Origin of the sequence: Herbiconiux sp. 11R-BC (assembly GCF_049472555.1) — a bacterium.
Classification (GTDB): domain Bacteria; phylum Actinomycetota; class Actinomycetes; order Actinomycetales; family Microbacteriaceae; genus Herbiconiux.
The window spans coordinates 232,113-251,666 of record NZ_JBCEBO010000003.1 but is presented as its reverse complement, the minus strand read 5'-3'; the positions used below and the strand labels follow the sequence as shown (position 1 = coordinate 251,666).

The 19,554-nt window shown below is 69.1% G+C and carries 21 protein-coding genes; 6 read left to right on the top strand and 15 right to left on the bottom strand.

The window, feature by feature from the left end; all coding sequences use genetic code 11:
• Positions 1 to 2: 2 nt before the first annotated feature.
• Positions 3 to 584, bottom strand: coding sequence for a hypothetical protein (locus VD659_RS09660; RefSeq protein ID WP_423260877.1), 582 nt, complete (start codon positions 582 to 584; stop codon positions 3 to 5).
• A 294-nt stretch (positions 585 to 878) separates the two neighbouring features.
• Between VD659_RS09660 and VD659_RS09655 the strand changes: the two genes are divergently transcribed.
• A complete protein-coding gene (locus VD659_RS09655) occupies positions 879 to 1,340 on the top strand; it encodes a hypothetical protein (RefSeq protein ID WP_423260876.1) in 462 nt (153 codons plus the stop codon).
• Between the two features lie 15 nt (positions 1,341 to 1,355).
• On the opposite strand, the gene VD659_RS09650 is transcribed toward VD659_RS09655, so the two are convergent.
• A complete protein-coding gene (locus VD659_RS09650) occupies positions 1,356 to 3,740 on the bottom strand; it encodes an ATP-binding cassette domain-containing protein (protein ID WP_423260875.1) in 2,385 nt (794 codons plus the stop codon).
• A gap of 5 nt (positions 3,741 to 3,745) precedes the next feature.
• Positions 3,746 to 4,246, bottom strand: coding sequence for a hypothetical protein (locus VD659_RS09645; RefSeq protein ID WP_423260874.1), 501 nt, complete (start codon positions 4,244 to 4,246; stop codon positions 3,746 to 3,748).
• Between the two features lie 181 nt (positions 4,247 to 4,427).
• Here VD659_RS09645 and VD659_RS09640 point away from each other — a divergent pair, with 181 nt between their 5' ends.
• Positions 4,428 to 5,030: an HdeD family acid-resistance protein gene (locus tag VD659_RS09640; RefSeq protein WP_423260873.1), complete on the top strand. Its 603-nt coding sequence runs from the start codon at positions 4,428 to 4,430 to the stop codon at positions 5,028 to 5,030.
• On the opposite strand, the gene VD659_RS09635 is transcribed toward VD659_RS09640, so the two are convergent.
• A complete protein-coding gene (locus tag VD659_RS09635) occupies positions 5,031 to 5,519 on the bottom strand; it encodes an NUDIX hydrolase (RefSeq protein ID WP_423260872.1) in 489 nt (162 codons plus the stop codon).
• Positions 5,520 to 5,585: 66 nt separating this feature from the next.
• Positions 5,586 to 6,356, bottom strand: a complete 771-nt coding sequence (locus tag VD659_RS09630) for an SDR family oxidoreductase (RefSeq protein ID WP_423260871.1) — start codon at positions 6,354 to 6,356, stop codon at positions 5,586 to 5,588.
• 132 nt (positions 6,357 to 6,488) lie between these two features.
• Here VD659_RS09630 and VD659_RS09625 point away from each other — a divergent pair, with 132 nt between their 5' ends.
• The 4 genes from VD659_RS09625 (at position 6,489) to VD659_RS09610 (ending at position 9,135) form a co-directional block, all read left to right on the top strand.
• Positions 6,489 to 6,968, top strand: a complete 480-nt coding sequence (locus VD659_RS09625) for an NfeD family protein (protein ID WP_423260870.1) — start codon at positions 6,489 to 6,491, stop codon at positions 6,966 to 6,968.
• A complete protein-coding gene (locus tag VD659_RS09620; RefSeq protein ID WP_423260869.1) occupies positions 6,965 to 7,900 on the top strand; it encodes an SPFH domain-containing protein in 936 nt (311 codons plus the stop codon). Before VD659_RS09625 ends, VD659_RS09620 begins: the two co-directional genes overlap by 4 nt.
• Positions 7,884 to 8,681 carry a glycerophosphodiester phosphodiesterase family protein gene (locus VD659_RS09615; protein ID WP_423260868.1) on the top strand — a complete coding sequence of 266 codons (798 nt, stop codon included), beginning with the start codon at positions 7,884 to 7,886 and terminating at the stop codon, positions 8,679 to 8,681. Before VD659_RS09620 ends, VD659_RS09615 begins: the two co-directional genes overlap by 17 nt.
• An 88-nt stretch (positions 8,682 to 8,769) precedes the next feature.
• A complete protein-coding gene (locus tag VD659_RS09610; protein WP_423260867.1) occupies positions 8,770 to 9,135 on the top strand; it encodes an RNA polymerase-binding protein RbpA in 366 nt (121 codons plus the stop codon).
• A 43-nt stretch (positions 9,136 to 9,178) separates the two neighbouring features.
• On the opposite strand, the gene lnt is transcribed toward VD659_RS09610, so the two are convergent.
• Genes lnt through VD659_RS09560 form a run of 10 tightly spaced genes read right to left on the bottom strand, consistent with a single transcriptional unit; the run spans position 9,179 to position 19,540 of the window.
• A complete protein-coding gene (gene lnt / locus VD659_RS09605) occupies positions 9,179 to 10,816 on the bottom strand; it encodes an apolipoprotein N-acyltransferase (RefSeq protein ID WP_423260866.1) in 1,638 nt (545 codons plus the stop codon).
• A gap of 20 nt (positions 10,817 to 10,836) precedes the next feature.
• Entirely contained in the window at positions 10,837 to 13,326 is a 2,490-nt protein-coding gene (locus VD659_RS09600) for a DEAD/DEAH box helicase (protein WP_423260865.1), read from the bottom strand.
• A complete protein-coding gene (gene tatC / locus VD659_RS09595; protein WP_423261093.1) occupies positions 13,326 to 14,078 on the bottom strand; it encodes a twin-arginine translocase subunit TatC in 753 nt (250 codons plus the stop codon). The genes VD659_RS09600 and tatC overlap by 1 nt, the downstream gene beginning before the upstream one ends.
• Positions 14,079 to 14,122: 44 nt before the next feature.
• Positions 14,123 to 14,395, bottom strand: coding sequence for a Sec-independent protein translocase subunit TatA (gene tatA, locus VD659_RS09590; protein ID WP_423260864.1), 273 nt, complete (start codon positions 14,393 to 14,395; stop codon positions 14,123 to 14,125).
• Positions 14,385 to 14,741: a hypothetical protein gene (locus tag VD659_RS09585; protein ID WP_423260863.1), complete on the bottom strand. Its 357-nt coding sequence runs from the start codon at positions 14,739 to 14,741 to the stop codon at positions 14,385 to 14,387. Before VD659_RS09585 ends, tatA begins: the two co-directional genes overlap by 11 nt.
• Before the next feature lie 9 nt (positions 14,742 to 14,750).
• On the bottom strand, positions 14,751 to 15,767 hold the full coding sequence (locus VD659_RS09580) for a helix-turn-helix transcriptional regulator (RefSeq protein ID WP_423260862.1): 1,017 nt from the start codon (positions 15,765 to 15,767) through the stop codon (positions 14,751 to 14,753).
• Positions 15,767 to 16,792, bottom strand: a complete 1,026-nt coding sequence (locus tag VD659_RS09575) for a helix-turn-helix transcriptional regulator (protein WP_423260861.1) — start codon at positions 16,790 to 16,792, stop codon at positions 15,767 to 15,769. Before VD659_RS09575 ends, VD659_RS09580 begins: the two co-directional genes overlap by 1 nt.
• 47 nt (positions 16,793 to 16,839) lie before the next feature.
• The gene (locus VD659_RS09570) at positions 16,840 to 17,766 is read right to left on the bottom strand and encodes a hypothetical protein (protein WP_423260860.1); all 927 of its coding nucleotides are present in this window, start codon (positions 17,764 to 17,766) and stop codon (positions 16,840 to 16,842) included.
• Positions 17,767 to 17,819: 53 nt separating this feature from the next.
• A complete protein-coding gene (locus VD659_RS09565) occupies positions 17,820 to 18,878 on the bottom strand; it encodes a tRNA (adenine-N1)-methyltransferase (protein ID WP_423260859.1) in 1,059 nt (352 codons plus the stop codon).
• Positions 18,875 to 19,540 carry an HAD family hydrolase gene (locus VD659_RS09560; RefSeq protein WP_423260858.1) on the bottom strand — a complete coding sequence of 222 codons (666 nt, stop codon included), beginning with the start codon at positions 19,538 to 19,540 and terminating at the stop codon, positions 18,875 to 18,877. Before VD659_RS09560 ends, VD659_RS09565 begins: the two co-directional genes overlap by 4 nt.
• Between the last annotated feature and the right edge of the window lie 14 nt (positions 19,541 to 19,554).

Below are 19,554 nucleotides of genomic sequence, written 5' to 3'. Positions count from 1 at the left end.
CTCTAGCGTCGTCTGAGTTTGAGGGGCTTTCGATCGAGGTCCCTGAGGGCGTCTCGCCCCTTCTTGGTGATGTCAAGGAACAGGGCTGGCTTGGAAGATGCCGGAGCGCGCGACGCGCTTGACAGCCAGTTCGAACGGTCTTCGAGTGCGCTCGTCGCAGGAGACTTCTTGAGGAGCACTGCATCGTCGGCTCCGAGGGAGTCTTCCCATAGCTGGATGTGTCCCGATTTCAGCAGGAGGAGGGCAGCATCGGCAAGTATCGAGACATCGGTGGCCATGTAAGAACCATCGACAGCGTCAACGTAGCCGCGCGCCAACGTGCCCAGAGTGGGCATCTCGAGGGCCTCGTTGAGGATGAAGATCGGGGTCGGCGGCCTCGTCGTAAATACTCGGAAGCCGGGCGTTCCGAAGTGGTATGAGATGCTTCCGATTGCGCCAGCCGGAGTACCTGGATCGAGCATCTGAAAGCCTCGACGACCGTCAGGGAATGGCCGGATCAGCCAACCCTCGGGCTTCATCGCGGCCACTTCTTCCGCGGTGGCTCCGACCATGGACTCAGGGTCAGAGAAGTTCCGTTCCACCATCTGCAAAGTATCTCTCACCTTGAAATGAGAGGTCGGGGATTCTGATGATCGGAGGTCCGTTTGCCGATGTAGTCGATGAAGGTGGCGCCGGCGTCACGGCGGTGTCGGTCGACGGTGGGGTAGGAGTAGCAGAGGGCGTCGGCGACGATGGGTACGCGCATGTCGATGACGAGGGCGCACGCGTCGCGGGGGACTCGATCATTCGCAGCAAATGCGAATACTCAATGTTTGTATTGACATAATGGGCATTATCAGCGGTCCGCAACCCTGCGCCGAAGTGCGGGATCATCGAGTATGGCCCGTGAAATCGACGTCGTGAGGTTCGTGCGTCTGTTCGGCGACAAGCCAATGCGTCTTCCTGATGGAGACGTCATCGGGTCGACGGGCGACGACTGGCCGGTCGTGCTGGAGACGATGCGCACCGCCGGCTGGCGAATCGAGCTGTACGAGTATGAATTGGAACCCGATGTCGACGGACGCGTCGGAGTGGCGACCGAGCATGCAGCGGTGTGGCCGGCATCCGCCGTTCAGGTCAATTTCTTTCCTGGAGACGGCGGGGTCGCCTTCGACATCGATCTCCGCGAGTTCACCGACCAGCGTGCCGCCGACGGCCTGGCGGCGCTCATCCGCCTCGTGAGCCGCACGACCGGTCGGGACATCGCGATCCGTGAGGAAGGCTCATCAGGCGAGGTGGTGCTCACCTACTCCGGGTCCACGGATGAGTTCACCTTCCGAAGCACGCCGCTGAGCTATTAAGCCCGCCCCACGCGGTCACCTGCCCACGTACTCCGCGAGGTGCTCGCCGGTGAGCGTGGAGCGCGCCGCGATGAGCGCCGCCGGCGTGCCCTCGAACACGACTCGACCGCCGTCGTGGCCGGCACCGGGCCCGAGGTCGATGATCCAGTCGGCGTGCGCCATCACGGCCTGGTGGTGTTCGACCACGATCACCGACTTGCCCGCGTCCACCAGCCGGTCGAGCAGCCCCAGCAGGTTCTCCACATCCGCGAGGTGAAGACCGGCGGTGGGCTCGTCGAGCACGTAGATGTCGCCCTTCTCCCCCATGTGCGTCGCAAGCTTCAGGCGCTGCCGCTCGCCGCCTGACAGGGTCGTGAGGGGCTGGCCCACCGAGACGTAGCCGAGCCCCACATCCACGAGCCGCTTCAGGATGCCGTGGGCGGCCGGGATGCGCGCCTCGCCCTCGCCGAAGAAGGCCTCCGCCTCCGCGATCGACATGCTGAGCACCTCGCTGATGTCCCGGCCACCGAGGGTGTAGTCGAGCACGGATGCCTCGAAGCGCTTGCCCTCGCACACCTCGCAGACGGTGCTGACACCCGCCATCATGCCGAGGTCGGTGTAGATCACCCCCGCGCCGTTGCAGTTCGGGCAGGCGCCCTCGGAGTTGGCGCTGAAGAGCGCCGGCTTGACGCCGTTGGCCTTCGCGAAGGCGGTACGGATGGGGTCGAGGAGCCCGGTGTAGGTCGCCGGATTGCTGCGCCGCGAGCCCTTGATCGCCCCCTGGTCGATCGAGACGATGCCGCCGCCGGCATCCGCGCCCCGCACCTCCGCTCCCCCGGCCGCACCCAGCGAGCCGTGCACGAGTGAGCTCTTGCCGGAGCCGGCCACCCCGGTCACCACCACGAGAACGCCGAGCGGGATGTCGACATCCACCTCGCGCAGGTTGTGCCGGCTCGCGCCCCGCACCTTCAGAACGCCAGTTCTCTCCCGCACTGTGCTCTTGACGCGAGCGCGGTCATCGAGGTGGCGCCCGGTGAGGGTGCCGCTCCCCCGCAGACCCTCGACCGTGCCCTCGAAGCAGATGGTGCCGCCGGCCGTTCCCGCCCCGGGGCCGATGTCGACCACATGGTCGGCGATGGCGATGGCCTCGGGCTTGTGCTCCACCACGAGCACCGTGTTGCCCTTGTCGCGCAAGCGGAGCAGCAGGCCGTTCATGCGCTGGATGTCGTGCGGATGCAGCCCGATGGTCGGCTCGTCGAACACGTAGGTGACGTCGGTGAGCGAGGATCCGAGGTGGCGGATCATCTTCGTGCGCTGCGACTCTCCCCCGCTCAGCGTGCCGGCCGGGCGGTCGAGCGAGAGATAGCCGAGCCCGATCTCGACGAAGGAGTCGAGCGTCTCGGAAAGGGCCGCCAGCAGGGGCGCGACCGAGGGCTCCGAGAGTCCGCGCACCCACTCGGCGAGGTCGCTGATCTGCAGAGCGCAGGCTTCGGCGATGCTGATGCCGCCGACCCGGGATGAGCGGGCCGCCGCGTTGAGGCGCGTTCCGTCGCAGTCGGGGCAGGTGGTGAAAGTCACGGCGCGGTCGACGAAGGCGCGGATGTGCGGCTGCATCGCCTCGCGGTCCTTCGAGAGGAACGCCTTCTGCACCTTGGGCACGAGACCTTCGTAGGTCATGTTGATGTCGCCGACCTTGACTTTGACGGGCTCCTTGTAGAGGAAGTCGTCGCGCTCACGCTTCGTGTAGTCGCGGATGGGCTTGTCGGCGTCGAGGAAGCCCGATCCGGTGAAGATGCGCACGCCCCAGCCGTCGGGCGTGTAGCCCGGGATGGTCAGGGCGCCGTCGTTGAGCGACTTCGAGTCGTCGAAGAGCTGGGCGAGATCGATGTCGTTCACCCGCCCCATCCCCTCGCAGCGCGGGCACATTCCGCCGGTGACGGTGAAGCTCCGCCGCTCCTTGACGGTGCGGCCGCCCTTCTCGAGGGTGACGGCTCCGGCGCCGCTGATCGAGGGCACGTTGAAGGCGAAGGCCTGCGGCGAGCCGATCTGCGGGTTCCCGAGCCGGCTGAACACGATCCGCAGCATCGCGTTGACGTCGGTGGCGGTGCCGACAGTGGAGCGCGAGTTGGCCCCCATCCGCTCCTGATCGACGATGATCGCCGTCGTGAGACCCTCGAGCACATCGACCTCGGGCCGGGCGAGGCTCGGCATGAAGCCCTGCAGGAACGCGCTGTAGGTCTCGTTGATCATGCGCTGCGACTCGGCCGCGATCGTGCCGAACACGAGCGAGCTCTTGCCCGAGCCCGACACCCCGGTGAACACGGTGAGACGCCGTTTCGGGATGTCGACGCTCACGTCTTTGAGGTTGTTGACGCGGGCACCCTGCACCCGGATGCGGTCGTGCTGATCGGCGACGTTCATGCGCTTCACCCTAGCTGCGGCCTTCCGTCGCGCGCTTCTCCATTCCGCTCCGATTGCACCGCCTCGAAGTAGCCGCTGTCGCGCGCACACTCGAAGTCGGCCATGGCGAGCAGTCGCTCCTCGCGTTGGAGCTCATCGACTGCCGCGCCGCTGGTGGCCTTGTATCGGCGCTCGATCTCTTCGAACGGCTCCCCCTTGCCCGTGAACCGGCCGAGGCCTGCGGCCGCCATGCAGACCACCCAGCCCTGCTCCGCCTCTCGCGCGGCCGACGAGAGCCCGGCCTCAAGGGCGCACCCGTCGGCTCGCCAGTCCCCGGCCGTCACCGCCCCGCCCGTTGCGGCGGGTGGCGAGGTCGAGACCCCGTAGCCGTACTCCTTGACGAAGCCCTCCCCCTCGGCGAGGCAGCCCGCGGCGCCGCCTGACGCCGAGCATCCGGCCAGCGGCGCGGACAGGGCGGCGAGCAGCAGGATCGCGGCGGCTCGCAGGCAGCTGGGCTTCGACGGCATGGCGGATCTCCGCCCGCACCCCCGGAGATGACGATTGCTCGATTCGGATGCTACGCCGTGCGGTCGGCATCGATCGCGCAGGCGCGACAGGCTCTCGGCGAACTCCCATGGAGGCCCGCCCGGGCGCTAGATTGAATGTCGACAGCTGAAGTCGCCGCGAGGCGCGCATGAGGGGAACACCATGACCACACCGACGAGCTCCGACACATTCGGATTCTGGCTCCACGACTCCGACATCACGGCGACAGCCGCGCGGTGGCTCAAGGGCGGCCTGTGGCTGCGTGCCATCCTCTCCGTCGTGCTCGGCATCGTCATCCTGGTGCTCGCGTTCACCAACCCGGCCACCATCGCCATCACGGTCGCCTGGCTGTTCGCGATCTACTTCTGGATCGTCGGCCTGGTGCGCGTGGTCTCGGGCATCGTCAACAACTCGGTCACCGGGGGGATCCGGGCGCTGAACATCATCCTGGGCGTGCTGCTCATCGTGGCCGGTGTCGTCGCCATCCGGAACCCGGTCGTGTCGCTCATCGCGCTCGCACTCGTGATCGGCTTCTCGTGGATCATCGAGGGCGTCATGGCGGTCATGGAGACCGCGAAGGACAGCTCGAAGTGGTTCGGCACCATCCTCGGCGTCGTCTCCGTCGTCGCCGGCATCGTCGTGATCTTCCTGCCGCTGGAGTCGATCGGCATCCTCGTGCTGTTCTCGGGGATCGCCCTCATCGTCACGGGCATCTTCTCGGCGATCACCGCGGTCACGCTCGGCCGGGCGCCCAAGAACGCCTGATCACAGCTCTTTCTCGAGTGCTCCCGCGAGCACCTCGGCAAGGACGGCCGGCTCCACGGAGTCGGCCGTCTGCTGTATCTCGGCCAGGCTCCACCAGCGCCAGGCCTCGACGTCGACATGCTCCTCGGGCGTCCAGTTCGTGTCCACCGGGTCGAAGGCCTGGGTGCGCAGGAGGTACCACTCCTCGTGGTAGTCGCGCAGGATGCCCGGGGCCGGCTCGGCCACGAAGTCGCGAGCCCAGATCGGCGCGCCGAGCGCCGTCTCCGGCACCGCGAGACCGGTCTCCTCGAACAGCTCGCGAACCGCGGCTTCGAGGTGCGTCTCCCCCGGCTCGAGGTGGCCGCCGGGGGTGAGCCAGCGGGTGGGCTGCGTGTCGACGTCGGCGCGCGTGTAGAACAGCAGCGCGCGGTCGTCGCCGTCGAGCAGCAGCACCCGCGACTTCAGGATCACGGCGTCGGCCGGCGTGGCGGCATCCGCTGCGCCGCTCATCGGCGCACCGCCCTCGCCGGCATGGCCATCGGCTTCGACGCGACCCCGCTCATCCGCGCGACCCGCTCACGCGTCGACGGCGCCGAAGCCCGAGACGTCGCCCACGTAGCGCGTGTGGTCCGCCGGCACCGGCTCGACCGCGGCCGAGGCCACCTCGGCAGCGAACTCGCTCACGTTGTAGAGGCGGCCCGCGGCCTCCTTGCGCGCCTCGATGGCGCCCGGGTTGGCGCGCTGCAGCAGCGTCGCCGTGATGGTGCCCTCGATCATGTCGCCGGAGACCACCACGAACTCGATGCCGAGCTCGTCGAGCTGCGGGATCATCGCGCGCAGCGCATCCTCGCCGGCCCGCTTACTCAGGGCCACGGCCTCGTACTCGGGCATGGTCTCCGTGGTGCGGATGAAGTGCGCCTGGTGGCTCGTGACGAACACCACGCGGGCTCCCGGCCCGAGCAGCGGCAGCGCCGCCGTCAGCAGCTGCACCTGCGCGTCGCGGTTCAGCTGCATCGCGTAGTCCTCCGCCATGCCGCTCTCCATGCCGCCCGAGGCGTTCATGACGAGGATGTCGAGCCCGCCGAGCTCGGCCTGCACAGTGTCGAAGAGGGCGGCGACCGAGGCCGGGTCGGTGAGGTCGGCGCCCACGATGACGGCCTGGCCGCCGGCTTCGCGGATGCTGTTCGCCAGCTTCGCGGCGCGGGCCTCCTTGTTGCGGTAGTTGATGACCACCGCGGCGCCGGCCTCGGCGAAGTAGCCGACGGTGTCCGCTCCGATGCCGCGCGAGGAGCCCGTGACGAGGGCCCGCTTTCCTGCGAGAGAACCGGGGGCGAGTGGATTGGACACAGAGAACTCCTCGTAGATCGAACGACGCTCCGAGACTACCAAGTAGCCGATACTCCGGCCGCTCGCGGTCCGAACCCTGATAGCGTCGAAGCAGGTCGCAGCACGCCGAAGTCCGCCGAGAGGAGACCGCAGATGTCCGCATTCCTCGACTCCTACGCCTGGATCTTCTGGCTCGGGCTCATCCTCCTGTTCATCGTGGTCGAGATGCTGACGCTCGAGTTCACCTTCCTGATGATCGCCATCGGCAGTCTCGGCGGCCTGATCTCGGGCGCCTTCGGAGCGCCGTGGTACCTGCAGATCGTGATCGCCGGGGTGCTCTCGCTGCTCCTGCTGCTCACGCTCCGGCCACCGCTCCTGCGGCTGCTGAAACGCGGGGGCGACCCCGCCCGCAGCAATGTCGACGCGCTCCTCGGCCTCGAAGGCCTCGTTGTTCACGACGTCACCGCCACGACCGGGCAGGTGAAGCTCGCGAACGGCGACATCTGGACCGCGAGGGTCTCCCCCGCCTCCGTCGCGCCCGGCCTGCACCGCGGCGAGCACATCCTCGTGGCCGCCATCGACGGGGCCACGGCGATCGTGGTCCCGGCAGAACGAAAGGAGCCGACCGCATGACCGACACGCTCGTGGGCCAGATCATCGTGATCGCCGTGGTGGTGATCATCATCATCTTCGTGCTGGTGGTGGTCTCGCGCGCCGTGCGCATCATCCCGCAGGCCTCGGCCGGCGTGGTGGAGCGGCTCGGCCGCTACCACAAGACCTTGATGCCGGGCCTGAACATCCTCGTTCCGTTCATCGACCGGCTGCGCCCGCTCATCGACCTGCGCGAGCAGGTGGTGTCCTTCCCGCCCCAGCCGGTCATCACCGAGGACAACCTGGTGGTCTCCATCGACACGGTGGTCTTCTTCCAGGTGACGGATGCGCGGGCCGCGACCTACGAGATCGCCAACTACCTCGGCGCGGTCGAGCAGCTCGCCACCACCACCCTCCGCAACGTGGTCGGCGGGCTCAACCTCGAAGAGGCGCTCACGAGCCGCGACGAGATCAACGGCCAGCTGCGGATCGTGCTCGACGACGCCACCGGCAAATGGGGCATCCGTGTGTCGCGCGTGGAGCTCAAGGCCATCGATCCGCCCGTGTCCATCCAGGACTCGATGGAGAAGCAGATGCGCGCCGAGCGGGAGCGCCGCGCCGTCATCCTCACCGCCGAGGGCACGAAGCAGTCGGCCATCCTCGAGGCCGAAGGCCACCGGCAGGGCGAGATCCTGCGGGCCGAAGGTGACGCGAAGGCCGCCGTGCTGCGCGCGCAGGGCGAGGCCGAGGCCATCACCACCGTGTTCAGCGCCATCCACCGCGGCGAGCCCGACAACATGCTGCTGGCCTACCAGTACCTGCAGACGCTGCCGAAGATCGCGGAGGGTTCGGCGAACAAGCTCTGGGTCATCCCGAGCGAGCTCACCGAGGCGCTCAAGGGCATCGGGCAGGCCTTCGGCGAACGAGGTGCGGCTTCGCGGCCGAAGACGGCGGGCGATGAGACCCAGCCGTAAGGGCGAGCAGCCGCCGTTCTTCGCGGCTCCCCTCCCCCGCGTGCTGGCCCACCGCGGCCTCGCGCTCGATGTTCCCGAGAATACCCTCGCCGCCTTCGACGCGGCGGTCGGCGCGGGTGCTCTCTACATCGAGACCGACGTGAACGCCTCGGCCGACGGGGTGGCCATCGTCAGCCACGACCCCACTCTCGACCGGGTGGCGGGGCGCGAGGGCCGGGTGGCGGAGCTGAGCCTTGACGAGCTCCGGCAGCTCGACCTGGGCGGGGGCGTGCGGTTCGCGACCCTCGCTGAAGCGCTGGCCGCGAATCCGGAGACCCGCTTCAACATCGACATCAAATCCGAAGACGTGGGGGCCCCGGCGGCCCGGGCGATCCTGCAGGCCGGCGCTGTCGACCGCGTGCTCATCACCTCGTTCTCCACCCGCCGCCGCCGCTCGGCCGTCGATCTGCTCGAGGTGGCGGGCGTGCGCGTCGCCGCCTCCGCCTCCGCGGGCGAGTTCGTGCCCGCCTTGATCGCGGCCAAGGTGGGTCTCGTGCCCCTCGTGCGGTTCCTGCTGCGGCGCGTGGATGCGGTGCAGATCCCCGAGGTGATCTTCGGGATGCGCACGACCACCGAGCGCACCGTGCGGCGCCTGCACGCGGCCGGCGTGGAGGTGCACGTCTGGACGATCAACGACGTGGCGGTCGCCCGGGGCCTACTCGAACGTGGCGTCGACGGCATCGTCACCGACCGCGCCGACCTCATGCTGCCGCTGGCTCTGGAGTTCCGCGCGGTTCGCTGAGAGAGTACTGGTAATACCCAGGTCTGGAAAGGATTCACGCAGCCCGACGGTTTATAACGTTTGAAGCAACGCGAGAGGAGACCACACAATGGCAGATCGCAGTTTGCGCGGAATGCGTCTGGGCGCACAAAGCCTGCAGAGTGAAGAGGGCGTGGTTTTTTCGCCCCGAACCAGCTACACGTACCGCTGCGCGACATGCGGCCGTGACACCGAGATGGTGTTCTCGGCCGAAGCCGAAGCCCCCGAGACCTGGGAATGCCGGTTCTGCAGCCACGAGGCGACCCTGATGGTGGGCTCCGAGCCCGTCACGGTCGACCACGCGGATGCGAAGGTGCCGCGCAGCCACTGGGACATGCTGCTCGAGCGGCGCACGCGCGCCGAGCTCGAGGAGCTTCTCGAAGAGCGCCTGCAGTACCTGCGGGCACGCCGCGGAACGCAGAAGATCGGCGCCTGACCCGAGGGTCACCGCCAGACGGGAGCCCGGCCTGATCGCCTGATCAGCGCCGGGTTTTTTCGTGCCCGGCAGCGCGCGCCGCACGGTCCAGCTCGCGCTCGGCGCGGGTACGCCAGCCGAACACGAGAGCGGTCAGCAGCCCGATGATGCCGAACCCCGAGAGCAGCCACTCGATCTGGAACCCCAGGATCGTCGCGGGCGTCTGCACCGTCGCGAGGGGGACATCCGCCACCATCGTGCCCGCCTGGTAGGCGGGGATGCCCGCGATGGTGCTGCCGTCGGGTGCGATGATCTCGCTCGTGCCCACGGTCGAGATGTTCACGACGCTCCGGCCCGACTCGATGGCGCGCAGGCGCGCGATCGCGAGCTGCTGCAGGTTCTCGTCGGTGCGCCCGAAGTCGGCGTTGTTGGTCTGCGCGAGGATGACCTGGGCGCCCTGGCCGGCCATCTGCCGCATCACCGCGTCGTCGGTGATGTCGAAGCAGATCGACACCCCGGCGATGAGGCCGTTGATGTCGTAGGTGAGGTCGGTGGTGCCGAACTCGTAGTCGCGGGTCACGAGGTCGACCAGGTCGGGGGCGAGCGCGTGGAAGAAGTCGCGGTTGGGCATCCACTCGGCGAAGGGCACCGGATGCCGCTTGTCGTAGTAGTCGGTGACCTGGCCGTTCTGCCACAGCAGCGAGGTGTTGTAGACCTTGCCGTCGCGCTGCTGGATGGTGCCCACGACGAGGGGGACGCCGCCGAGCCGCTGGCTCACCGCATCCAGTGTCTGCGCGGCGATCGGGTAGCGCGCCGGGTCGATGTCGGAGGCGTTCTCGGGCCACACCACCAGGTCGAGCTTCTGACCTGCGAGGGCGAGCGAGGCTGACACGTGGTCGCTCAGGATGTCGCCGGGCGCGTGCACGGCGAACAGCCCGGCGTTCGAGTTGCCCTGCACCCCCGCGATGCGCGAGGTGCCGGAGGTGGGAGCGGGCCAGGCGGGCACGGCCAGGGTCGCGGCGATCGCGATCCCGGCGCCCAGAAGCCTGCTCGAGGTGCGCAGGCCCGCCTCACGGCCGAGCTGGATCAGGAAGGCCACGAGCCACACGAGCACGAAGCTGAGCCCCGACATGCCGACCCAGGCGACGAGCCCGGCATAGGGGCTCTCGGACTGCGACATCGCGACGCGGCCCCAGGAGAAGCCGCCGTAGGGGGCGATCGCGTTGATGCCCTCGCGGAGGATCCACAAGCCCGCGACGATGACCGGCACGAGGCCGAGTCGCCCCCAGCGGCTCGGCCAGACGCGGTCGGCACGACGGTAGACGAGCGCGATGAGGATCGAGCCGAGCCCGAAGTAGACTGCTTCGAATCCGGTGAGCCCGATCCACGGAACCGGGCCCAGGTAGAGCGTCAGCCAGAAGATGTGCACGCCCCAGAAGCTCGCGCCCGCCACGACGCCGAGCAGGAAGGCGTTGCCCCAGCCCCGGCCCACGAGGCCTACTAGCACCATGGCGACGCCGATGAGGGTGAAGGGCCACCAGCCCTTGTCGGGGAACCCGGCGTCCAGCGCGATGCCGGAGGCCGCGGCGGTCAGGTAGGCGAGCCAGAGCGGCATCAGGGGGGCGGTGAACCGGGCCGGCGGTTCCGCCTTGTGGGTCTGCCTTGCCGGGGCGCTCACGGCATCCTTCACAGCCACGCTCATGCGAGCTCCTTCACGAACGCTCACGAGACCGAGGAGTAGGCGACGATGCCGCGCCGCACCGAGTCCATCGCGGCGCGCGCGATCGACGCGAGGCGCGCATCCGGGGTTCCCTGCAGCTGATCGAGCAGGTCGATGGTCTGCTTCGACCAGCGCACGAAGTCGCCGGCCGCCATGTCGGCCTCGTTCAGCACTTCGTCGAGCGACGCGCCGCGGGCCCACTTGTGCATGGCCGTGGACAGACCGGTCGCGACCGGATTGCTGCCCGGCAGGCGATGGTCGCGCTCGATGTCGTCGATCTGGGCCCAGAGCGTCTGCGTCTTGTCGAGCGCGACGCGGAACGCTCCGCGCGGCAGGAAGCGCTCGGCCGCCTCGCTCTCGTCGCGCCGGGGCTCGTAGACGAGCGCGCAGGCGATGGCCGCGAGGGAGGCCGGGTCGAGGTCGTGCCAGACCTCGCGGCGGATGCACTCCGCCACGAGCAGGTCGCGTTCGCCGTAGATGCGCTTGAGGGTCTGCCCCGAGGTGGTGAGCGAGGTCACCCCGTCGTCGTTCTGCTGCAGGTAGCCGAGGCCGAGCAGCACGTCGGTAACCCGGTCGAAGACCTTCGCGATCACGTTGGTGCGGGTCTGGATCTGCTGCGTCAGCCGATCGGTGTCCTTCTTGAGGGTGAACCAGCGCTCCGCCCAGCGGGCGTGCGACTCGCGGTCCTTGCAGCCGTGCACCGGATGCGAGCGCAGCTGTTTGCGCAGCGACGCGATCTGCCGCTGCCGCCGCTCGCGCTCGGCGTGCGGGCGCGACTCGCCCTTGCCGGAGCTCGCCCGCTCGAGGTCGGTGAGCTCGCGGCGGATGCGCGCGTACTCGCGGAAGTCGCCGAGGTGACAGGTCATCGCCTTCTCGAAACCGGCGAGCGACTCCTCCTGCTGCCGCACCTTGCGGGCGAGGTCGACGACGGCGCGGTCGGCCTGGAACTGGGCGAACGACGACTCGAGGATCTCGCGGGTGCGCGGCCGGCCGAACTGGTCGATCAGGTTCACGGCCATGTTGTAGGTGGGCCGGAAGCTCGAATTGAGCGGGTAGGTGCGGCGGGATGCGAGACTCGCGACCTCCTGCGGGTCGAGTCCCTCGCGCCACTGGATGACGGAGTGGCCCTCCACGTCGATGCCGCGACGGCCGGCGCGGCCGGTCAGCTGGGTGTACTCCCCCGCCGTGATGGGCACCCGCGCCTCGCCGTTGAACTTCTCGAGCTTCTCGAGCACGACGGTGCGGGCGGGCATGTTGATGCCGAGGGCGAGCGTCTCGGTGGCGAAGACCACCTTCACGAGCTTCTTCTGGTAGAGCTCCTCCACCACCTCCTTGAAGGCGGGGAGCATGCCGGCGTGGTGTGCGGCGACCCCGCGCTGGAGACCTTCGGTCCACTCCCAGTAGCCGAGCACGGCGAGGTCCTCGTCGAGCAGGGTGCGGCAGCGCTCGTCGACGATCTTGCGGATCTCCTCGCGCTCCTCCGCCGTGGTGAGACGCACGCCGCCGCGGAGCACCTGCTTCACGGCCTGGTCGCAGCCGATCCGGCTGAACACGAAGAAGATGGCGGGCAGCAGCTGGTGCTCGCCGAGCAGGCGCACCACGTCGGGACGGTCCATCCGCTCGAAGGGCTGACCGTGCGGGCGGTACCGGTTGCCGCCTCCCCCGCGACCGCTCCGGCGGCCTCCGCCCCCGCCGTGACCGCCGCGGCGGTCCACCGAGGCGAGTGAAGCGCCGCCGCGCACGAGCTGCGCGAGCTCGGGGTTCACCCGGTTCGTGGCGGCTCGGCCGGTCGAGTCGAAGAGGTCGATGAGCTTGGTCTTCACGAGGGCGTGCTGGTCGAGGGGCACAGGCCGCTCTTCGGACACGATCACCTCGGTGTCGCCGCGCACCGCCTGCAGCCAGTCGCCGAACTCCTCGGCGTTCGACACGGTCGCGCTGAGCGACACGAGCTTCACGCTCTGCGGAAGGTGGATGATCACCTCTTCCCACACGGCGCCGCGGAAGCGGTCGGCCAGGTAGTGCACCTCGTCCATCACCACGAAGCGCAGGTTCGCGAGCAGCCCCGAGTCGGCGTACAGCATGTTGCGCAGCACCTCGGTGGTCATCACGACGATGCGCGCATCCGCGTTGATGTTGGTGTCGCCGGTGAGCAGCCCCACCTCGTCGGGGCCGTACTCGGTCACGAACTCGTTGAACTTCTGGTTCGAGAGCGCCTTCATCGGCGCGGTGTAGAAGACCTTGTCGCGCACCGACTGCATGGCGAGGTGCACGGCGAACTCCGCCACCACCGTCTTGCCGGCGCCGGTGGGGGCCGCGACGAGCACGCTCCGGCCGTCTTCGAGGGCGCCTGCCGCCTCGATCTGGAACGGGTCGAGGTCGAAGCCGAGCCCCGCCCGGAACTGCTCGACCTGAGGATGCCCGGCTCGCTTCCGGCTCGCGGCGAACCGCTCCGAGGGGCTCAGCACTCCACTCGCGTCGCCTGCCGCCGCCATCAGACGGCCAGCTCGATGTCGAGCTGCTGGCGGGTGCGCCGCACCCGGCGGTCGTGCAGGGTGGCGATCCCGGCGGCCGCGAAGTAGAGCACGAGCATCGGGATCGCCAGCAGGAACATCGACATCACGTCGGCCGCCGGCGTGGCGATGGCCGTGAACAAGGTGATGGCGAGGATGGCGATGCGCCACGACTTCAGGATGGTCACCGCGCTCAGCACCCCGGCGAAGTTCAGCATCACCAGGAAGACCGGCAGCACGAAGGCGATGCCGATGGCGAGCACGAGCTTCAGCACGAAGTCGAAGTAGGAGCGCGCAGTGAGGAGGGCTGTGGTGCCCTCCGGCGCGAAGCCCGTGAGCAGGGTCACCATGTGCGGCAGGACGAACCAGCCGGCCACGCAGCCGGCGAGGAACAACGGCACCGCGGCGAGCACGAAGCCGATGGCGTAGCGCTTCTCGTTCTTCTTCAGCCCCGGCATGACGAAGGCGAAGAGCTGGTAGAGCCACACCGGCGAGGACAGCACGACCCCCACCGTGAAGGCGATCTGGATGCGCAGGTCGAACGCCGAGGAGACGTCGGTGAAGTTGAGGCTCGCGGCGCGACCCTGGTCGGCGGCCACCTCGGCGATCGGCTGGATGAGGGCGGTGAGCACGAAGTCCGAGGCGATGAAGCCCAGGACCATGCCCACCACGATCGCGAGCGCGGCGATGAAGAGCCGCTTGCGCAGCTCGATCAGATGGGAACCGAGCGACATCCGACCGTCGCGCGATCGCTGCCGCGGCTTGACGGCCACAGAGCCTACGACTTCGGTTCGGACGTGCTCTCCGGCGCGACGGCCGTGCTCTGCACCGGAGCCGGTGCCGGGGCGGCCGGGGCCGACGCCGCCGGAGCAGCGGGCTCAGCAGCCTTGTCGGCGGCCGCTTCGTCTTTCATCGCCTTGGTCTCGTTGCGGAAGATGCGCATCGACTGACCGAGGCTCTTCGAGAGAGCGGGCAGGCGGGTCGCCCCGAACAGGAGCAGGATGACGACCAGAATGATGACCAGGTGCCACCCGTTGAGGTTAGCGAACATGGGGCCACTTCCTTAGAGTCGGAATCTTCTCGGGTCTGATGAGGAGTTTACCCCGTCTGATGCGGGCATCCCTGCGTGCCTGCTTCAATTCCTCACGGCGTTCCTGATGGATTTCGCGGCGGCGCACCACTTCGGCGTACCCGAGCAGCATCGCGCGGTCGGCCGGTTCCTCCGGCTTCAGCGCTTCGGCGTTCTCCGAGAGCTTCGCCACCTTGTCGCCGAGTTCTTCGAGCGCCCGCATCGCTCCGCCGAACTTGCGGAACAGGCGGTAGCCGAGCCCCGCGAGCATGGCGAACAGACCCAGCACCAGAACGGTCCAGATGATCAGCCACGCCCACCACGCCATCGCGCCAGCCTATTCGTACTGGGCGAGCGCTGCGCTCGCCCACTCCACCACGGCGGCTCGCGCCTCGGGCGGGTCGATCACGGTGACGGCGGAGGGCATCGCCGTCACCACGCGCTTGAGGCCGTGGATGTGGGCCACCCGGATGCGCGCCCGCACCCGTCCGGTGCCCGCGCCCGGCGCATCCGCCTGCACGGGCTGCAGGGCTCGCGTGTCGAGGTTCGACACGAACTCGCCGAGCAGTGACAGCGCGGAGGGGTCGAGCTCGATGGTCACCACGAGGTCGTCGGCTGCACCCTGGAACAGGCGGTCGCCGAGCACGACGTCGTCGTGGGTGCCGGTGACGGGCTCGTCGGTGACTTCGAGGGAGGTCATGCGGTCGAGGCGGAAGGTGCGCACCGCCTCGCGGCGGTGATCCCAAGCCCGGAGATACCAGTCCTCGTTGTCGGAATCGATGCGCAGCGGATCGACCCGCCGGTGCTCCTGCGAGCCGCGGGAGGAGAGGTAGTCGAACTCGAGCTGCACACCGCGCTCCAGGGCGGCGCGGAGCTCGGTGAGCGAGCCCGTCGCATCTGTGCTCGCGATGGCCACCTGACTGGGGCTCTCGGAGGCTCCGCGGGCCAGCTTGTCCATCAACGAGGAGTAGACGCCGCTGTCGACGTTCTCGGGCAGCGACTGGAGATACTGCAGGCCGGCGATGAGGGCGGCCGCCTCGCGCGCCGAGAAACGCGGGGAGTCGTCGAGCGCCACCATGTGGGTGATCACGATCTCGTCGCGCTCGTCGAAGTCGTCCCAGGAGATGTCGAAGAGATCGCCGTGCTGGTACTGGGTGGTCTCCCCCGGCACACCCGACACCGCGATGAGCGAGACCGCGTCGCGGATCTGCTTCTCCGAGACCCGGAAGTGGGCTGCGGCCGCCGCCACGCTCACCCGGCCGTGGTCGATCAGGTAGGGCACGAGAGTGAGCAGGAAGGTCAGCTTGTCCTGAGCGTAGGAGAACTGCTGCGCGTCGTCGCCGATGCGGGCCATCAGCCGGCCTCGCCCTCGGGGATCGGGGAATGCATCCGCACCGCCGCGCGGAGCCGGGTCACCACGGCGTCGACGAGGCGCGCGGGGCCGAGCACACGCACTTCGGGGCCGAAACCGGCGAGTTCGTCGGCCAGCAGGTTCACGTCGGTGAAGTGCAGCCGCACCCGGTCGCCGTCGCCGGGCTCTGCGCCGCGCCGGCGGGAGAGCCGCACCGCCGCATCCGTTCCCGGGCGCACCTCGAGTTCGGCGAGGTTCGACTCCCAGATCTCGTCGAGCTCCTCGAGGGCGGAGCTCGCGTAGGAGCCCGGGGCCAGCTCGAAGCTCTGCCGAGTGAGCTTGACGGGGCCCGTGATGCGGGAGAGCAGGAAGGTGCGGGGCTCCCCTACTCCGTTGTCGATGCCCTTGAGGTGCCACCGGCCCTGGTGCTGAACCAGGGCGAGCGGAGACACCGTGCGCAGTCGCGCCGCGGCGTCGCCGGGCTTGAGATAGGGGAAGGAGACGATCAGGCGCCGGGAGAGCGCGTCGGACAGCGGATCGAAGGCGGCGTCACGGGTGCGGATGCGCGGGGCGTACCCCAGCACCGGCTCGCTCGTGTCGCCCCCGATCGAGCGCAGCTTCAGCAGCGCGCGCTGCGACTCCCGCGAGAGTGAGCCCTCGCGCCAGGCCATCGCCGCGAGGTTCAGCAGCGTGGTCTCGGCGTCGGAGAAGCTGATGTCGGCCGGGAGCTCGTATGCCGCTCGCGGAATACGATAGCGCAACGACTGGTTGTTGCCCGGTTCTCCCGGCGGCTCGGTGGTCTCCAGTGGCACGCCGAGCTCGCGGATGTCGTCCTTGTCGCGCTCGAACTGGCGCTCGAGGCTCGTGTTGTCGCCGGCCGGGTCGTAACGCTGCCGGTAGCCCTGCACGGTCGAGAGGATCTCGTTCTTCGTGAGCCCCGCGTCGGTGGCGAGCAGCGCCAGCACCAGGCTGAACAGTCTCTCCTCCACCGCGACGGGCGCGGGGGGATTCTTCTGCGACGACACCACTGAATTCTAAGTCGTCACCGCGCGGCGCCGGCGCCCGTGAGCGGGCGTCAGCCGCCCGCGGTCGGCAGCACGCCGAGGATGTCGATCACGTAGACCATCGCCGAGGAGCCGCCGGTGCTCGAGGTGCTCGCTGGGAGCACCACGATGACCTCGGAGCCGATCGTCTGACCGATGAGGTACTGCGTGATGCCGGCAGGCTGCGTCGAGCCGGAGGCGCTGCTCGCGGCCTCGGTCATCGTCCAGAGGTTGGGCGTGCCCTTCTCCCAGGTGGAGTCGACGACCTTCTTGGTGTCGAACGACACCGAGGTCGACTGCACGACGACCTGGTCGCCGGCGGCGATGACGGCGCCGTCGCCCTTCTTGAGCAGGGCCGACTTCGCCTCGGTGGGGGCGTCGTTGCTGGTGATGTTGATGCCCGGGCGGCCGGTCGAGTCGTGCACGACGCTCGGGAAGCCCGAGGGCGCCGGCTGGTCGGTGCCGTTCGCCGCCTGCGGGAAGGCGGCCGTGATGTCGAACACCATCACGATCGAACCGACGGCGCTGGAGACGATGCCGGTGGCCTGGTCGTGCGGCAGCACGATCGCCACACGCTCGCCGGTGCTCGTGCAGAGCAGACCCTCGCGCAGGGCGTCGGGAAGTGCGGAGGAGACCACGACTGCGGTGCTCTGCGGCGCGGCCACGGCGGTTCCCGTCTGGCCGTCGTAGGCGGTGTAGTTGACTGCGACGGTGCCGCCGAGGCCGACCGGGTCGCCGGTGCCGGGGATGAGCACGCTCCGCTCGGTGCTCGTGGACACGAGCGGGAACGGGAAGGTGGCCGCCGGGTCTGCGCCGAACGTGCCCGAGGCGGTCACCAGATCGCTCGACGCGCCCGAGGGGGCCGCACCCGAGCAGTCAGGGGTGGCCGGGGACGAGCTGCACGCGGCGAGCGAGAGCAGAACGCCTGCCGACAGAATGAGCGCGAGAGACTTGCGCACGGATCCTCATTTCCTGCATTCGACGAGCCGTCGGCCCGGGGAGCGAAACTATCCTATTTCATCGGGTCGGTGCTGGATTCCACGGCGGTGGCCGTGGCATCCTCGCCGGCCGGCGTCGCCCGGCCCGCCTCACGCGCATCGCGTGCGATCGCCGCATCGGCCGTGGCCGTCGCCGCCCGCACGCGCTTGCGCAGGCTCTTGGCGCTGATGCCGCGTTCGCCGAGGGCGCCCGGGGTCCAGGCCTCCATGTCCTCGTCGCTGAAGTCGCTCTTCGACGCGCGGCGCTTGAGCTCGGGGAGCACGGCGCCCGGGGCGAGCCGGCGGGCGGTCACGAGGAAGCCGGTGTGGCCGATCATCCGGTGCTCGGGGCGCACGGCCAGGCCCTCGACGTGCCAGCCTCGGATCATCGTCTCGCTCGGGTCGGGGTTGGTGAACTCCCCGGAGTCGCGGAGCGCCTCGATCAGCCGCGAGAGCTGCGTGACCGTGGCCACGTAGCACAGCAGCACTCCCCCGGGCTTGAGCGCCGCGGAGACCACGTCGACGCACTCCCACGGGGCGAGCATGTCGAGCACCACGCGGTCGACCGAATGCTCCGGATGCGCGGCGGGCAGCGCCTCGGCGAGGTCGCCCACCGTGACGGTCCAAGAATCCGGCGTGTGGCCGAAGTAGGCGGCGACGTTGGCCCGGGCCACGTCGGCGAATTCCTCGCGCCGCTCGAAGCTCGAGAGCCGGCCCTCGGGGCCGATCGCGCGCAGCAGCCAGAGCGAGAGGGCTCCGGAGCCGACACCGGCCTCCACCACGGTCGAACCCGGGAAGATGTCGGCCTGCGCGAGGATCTGCGCGGCATCCTTCGGATAGATGATGGCGGCGCCGCGGGGCATCGACATCACGAAGTCGGTGAGCAGGGGGCGCAGGGCGAGGTGCTCGACACCGACCGAGTTCTTGACCACCGAGCCGTCGGGCAGGCCGATCAGCTCGTCGTGGGAGAGGAAGCCCCGGTGGGTGTGGAAGACCTTGCCGGCCTCCAGGGTGATGCTGTTGAGCTTGCCCTTGGGGCCCGTGAGCTGCACCCGGTCGCCCTCGCGGAACGGACCGCTGTACTGCGCGGTCATGCGCGCACCTCCGCCAGAGCGGCGGCGAGGTCGTCGGGGGTGCGGCCGGCGAGGGTGTCCCAGATCTGGTCGGCGCCGGAGTCGTCGAGGTTCAGCAGGTGCTGCACGCCGATCACGGTCGCACCGGAGGCCGCGGCCGAGGTCACCCCGGTGACCGAGTCCTCGATGGCCACGCAGTCGCGGATGTCGACGCCGAGCTCCGAGGCCGCCGTCAGGTAGGCCTCGGGGTGGGGCTTGCTCTCCACCACGACGTCGGCCGACACGATGGTGTCGAAGGCGGCGAACGGGATCTGCTCGCTCACGTGGCGCGCCATCCTGCCGATCGACATCGTGACGAGGGCCATCGGCACCCCGCGTTCGTGCAGGGCGGTGAGCAGCTCCAGCGCCCCCGGGCGCCACGGCACGTGCTCGCTGATCTGCTCCATCACGCGGGTGGAGAGCAGCTGGATGATGTCGTCGGCGGGCATGTCGACGCCGAACTCCTGCAGGATGCGGGCGCTGCGGTCCAGACCCGAGCCCACGAGCGTCATGGCCGCCTCGTGTGTCCAGGTGCCGCCGTAGGAGGCGACGAGCTTCTCCTGGGCGAGCATCCAATACGGTTCGGTGTCGACGATGGTTCCGTCCATGTCCCAGAGGACGGCGGCGGGAGAGGAGGAGGTCACGGGCGACAAGTCTA